This window comes from Microbacterium sp. HMWF026, assembly GCF_003061325.1.
Lineage (GTDB): Bacteria > Actinomycetota > Actinomycetes > Actinomycetales > Microbacteriaceae > Microbacterium > Microbacterium testaceum_E.
Genome location: NZ_QAJB01000219.1, coordinates 1 through 2,839, shown reverse-complemented (window position 1 = coordinate 2,839; position 2,839 = coordinate 1). Strand labels below are relative to the sequence as shown.

Sequence of the window (2,839 nt, the reverse complement as noted above, 5' to 3'; positions counted from 1 at the left end):
CTCCCGGACCCCTCCCTCCCGCGCGTCGCTCCCGGATCGCCTCCGCGTACTCGTGCAGCCGCGGCTGCTGGCGTTCCTTCCGGCGTGGATCGCGGTGAACGCGATCCTGGGCACGTGGGTGACGTCGCAGATCACCTTCGTCCTGGCCGGCGATGTGCGGGCGGACGGGCAGCTCTTCCCCGGGGCGTTCCGCGGCGACGAGGCGGGGCTGTCGCTCGTGCTCGGGGTCTACGTGCTGTTCTTCAGCCTGTGCATCGTCGCGTGGGCGTTCTTCATCGGACGCCTCCCCACCGTCCCGGTGCTCTTCGTCACCGTGTCGGGCGCGCTGATCGCCTCGGTCGGCCTGATGCTGGCCAACCGCGGCGCCCCCTGGTTCGTCGCCGTTCCGCTGGTCATGGTAGGGGTGTTCCTCGAGGCCGGCTTCACCCCGGCCGCCCTGACGCACCTGAGCGACATCTCGGCGGAGTTCCGCGACGACCGCGGGCTGATCATGGGCGCGTACTCCGTCGTGGTCGGCGCGGGCTACCTGCTGGGCAACGTGCTGGGCGGGGTGTTCGCCGAGTGGCTTCTTTTCGACGGACTGGCGCTCCTCACGATCGGGTTGGCGATCGTCGCGCTGGTGTCGATCACCGCGATGGCGCTGGTCGAGTCCCGCCACCGCCGCGTCGCCGCATAACCCACCTCACCCGCGCTCGCGCGCCACGATCTCGATGCGGTTGCCCACCCGCCGCGCGACGCACGACGGCAGGTCGATCGGGCCCTGCCCGCGCCAGTCGACGGCGAGACGGGCGACCTCGAGGGTCTGCGCGCGCGTCAGCGAGACGCCGAACTCGCTCTCGACGACATATCGCACGATCCGGTTGCGCAGTGCCGCGGGGTTGGCCGCGAGGGCGGCGACCGAGATCGAGATCCCCGCCTCGGCGTGCTCGACGATGTCCTCGATGGTCTCGTCGATCATGTCCTGGAAGGCCGCGGCATCCTCGCGCAGCTGCTCGGCCGTGCGCGCGAGCGCCTCGGCGACTCCCGGCCCGAGCTCGGCCTCGAGCACCGGCAGCACGCGCTCGCGTACTCGCACGCGCGTGAACGCGGGGTCGACGTTGTGGGGGTCCGACCACGGCTCGAACCCTTCGGCGGCGCACGCCGCGACAGTCGTCGAGCGGCGCACGGCCAGCATCGGTCGCAGCCAGGCCGGGCCGCCGGCATCCCGCCGCTCGGTCGGCATGCCGGCGAGACTCGTCGCGCCCGACCCGCGCGCGAGACCCAGCAGCACGGTCTCGGCCTGGTCGTCGAGCGTGTGCCCCAGCAGGACCGCGTCGGCGCCGGTCTCGGACGCCACCCGCGCGAGCGCGGCGTATCGCGCGGCGCGCGCATCGGCCTCGGGACCGTCCTTCACCGCGACCTCGACCGTCACGACCCGCGCGTCGATCCCGCGCCCACGCGCCGTTTCGACGGCCCGCGCGGCCACGGCATCCGATCCCCGCTGCAGACCGTGATCGACCACGACGGCTTCGACCCGGATGCCGACCCGCCCCGCCTCGAACGCGGTCGCCGCCAGGAGGGCGAGCGAGTCGGCTCCGCCCGAGAGCGCCACGATGACCGCTCCCGTGCGTCCGTCGAGCGCCGTGCGCACGGCGCGGCGCACCTCGGCGACGGCGGGGTCCAGGCCCGGGCGGTGATCCATCCCTCCACGCTAGCGGCGAGGCCGCGTGCGTCGCCGCGCATCGCGCCGCCTCTCGCCGCCAGGCCGCTCCGACTAGGCTGGGCCGCGGAAATCCACAGATCTAAGGAGCACGAGTATGGGCGCGTACGACGCCGTCATCGAGATCCCCCGCGGCAGCCGCGTGAAGTACGAGGTCGACCACGGCACCGGCCGCGTCTACCTCGACCGCATCCTCTACACGGTCTTCGGCTACCCGGCCAACTACGGCTTCTTCGAGAACACCCTCGGCGAGGACGGCGACCCGCTCGACGTGCTCGTGCTGCTCGACCGCGACCTGCACCCCGGCATCCTCGCCAAGGTGCGCCCGGTCGGCGTGCTCAAGATGAGCGACGAGGCCGGCGGCGACGACAAGGTCGTCGCGGTGCTCGCGAAGGACCCCCGCTGGGACCACATCCAGGACGTCGGCGACATCGACGAGTGGACCAAGAAGGAGATCTCGCACTTCTTCGAGCACTACAAGGACCTCGAGCCCAACAAGTGGGTCAAGGTCGACGAGTGGGCGGATGCCGCCGAGGCCGAGCGTCTGGTGGCCGAGGCCTTCACGCGCTTCGAGGATCACGACGAGCAGACCCGCACGCAGGGTGAGGGCGAAGCGCCCAACACGCTCTGACCTGACGCGCAGACGAAGAAACCCCCGGTCCGTGGACCGGGGGTTTTCTCGTGCTCTCGATCAGACCGAGACGCCGCGGGCGCGCAGCCACGGAGCGGGGTCGGTCGTGCCGCCGCCGGGAGGGTAGACCTCGAAGTGCAGGTGGCATCCGAAGGAGTTGCCGGTCTGCCCGGTCGCGGCGATCTGCTGCCCGGCCTCGACGCGCTGGCCGTACGACACGTAGATCCCGCCGTTGACGATGTGGCCGTAGCCGGTGCCCGACCCGTCGTCGTGCTGGATACGGACGTAGTTGCCGAAGCCGCCGTTGACACCGGCGTACGTCACGCGACCCGCGGCCGCGGCGTAGATCGGCGACCAGCAGCTCGCGCCGAAGTCCAGACCCAGGTGCCAGGTGCTCGCGCAGTAACTGGAGTTGCACTGCCCGGAGCGGGGGCCGTAGCCCGACGACGTGTAGGCCGAGGACGGACGCGCCCAGCCGCCGCCGCTGACGCTTCCGCCGCCACCACCAC

General features: G+C 71.9%; 4 protein-coding genes. 2 read left to right on the top strand and 2 right to left on the bottom strand.

Translation table 11 applies throughout. The features are described from left to right. The coding region (locus DBR36_RS09010; protein ID WP_219927636.1) for an MFS transporter at nt 1–676 on the top strand (676 nt) is incomplete at its 5' end. Between the two features lie 6 nt (nt 677–682). On the opposite strand, the gene tilS is transcribed toward DBR36_RS09010, so the two are convergent. After that, nucleotides 683–1,681: a tRNA lysidine(34) synthetase TilS gene (tilS, locus tag DBR36_RS09005; protein WP_108318682.1), complete on the bottom strand. Its 999-nt coding sequence runs from the start codon at nt 1,679–1,681 to the stop codon at nt 683–685. A gap of 115 nt (nt 1,682–1,796) precedes the next feature. Here tilS and DBR36_RS09000 point away from each other — a divergent pair, with 115 nt between their 5' ends. Continuing rightward, nucleotides 1,797–2,330 carry an inorganic diphosphatase gene (locus DBR36_RS09000; protein ID WP_108318680.1) on the top strand — a complete coding sequence of 178 codons (534 nt, stop codon included), beginning with the start codon at nt 1,797–1,799 and terminating at the stop codon, nt 2,328–2,330. A 60-nt stretch (nt 2,331–2,390) separates the two neighbouring features. Here the strand turns inward: DBR36_RS09000 and DBR36_RS08995 are convergent. Next, nucleotides 2,391–2,839, bottom strand: a 449-nt coding sequence (locus tag DBR36_RS08995) for a M23 family metallopeptidase (RefSeq protein ID WP_146185296.1), incomplete at its 5' end; no start/stop codon positions are given.

What these genes read in the sequence shown, in the direction of transcription:
- tilS (WP_108318682.1), bottom strand. Translation starts at nt 1,681, where the DNA reads ATGGATCACCGCCCGGGCCTGGACCCCGCCGTCGCCGAGGTGCGCCGC.
- DBR36_RS09000 (WP_108318680.1), top strand. Translation starts at nt 1,797, where the DNA reads ATGGGCGCGTACGACGCCGTCATCGAGATCCCCCGCGGCAGCCGCGTG.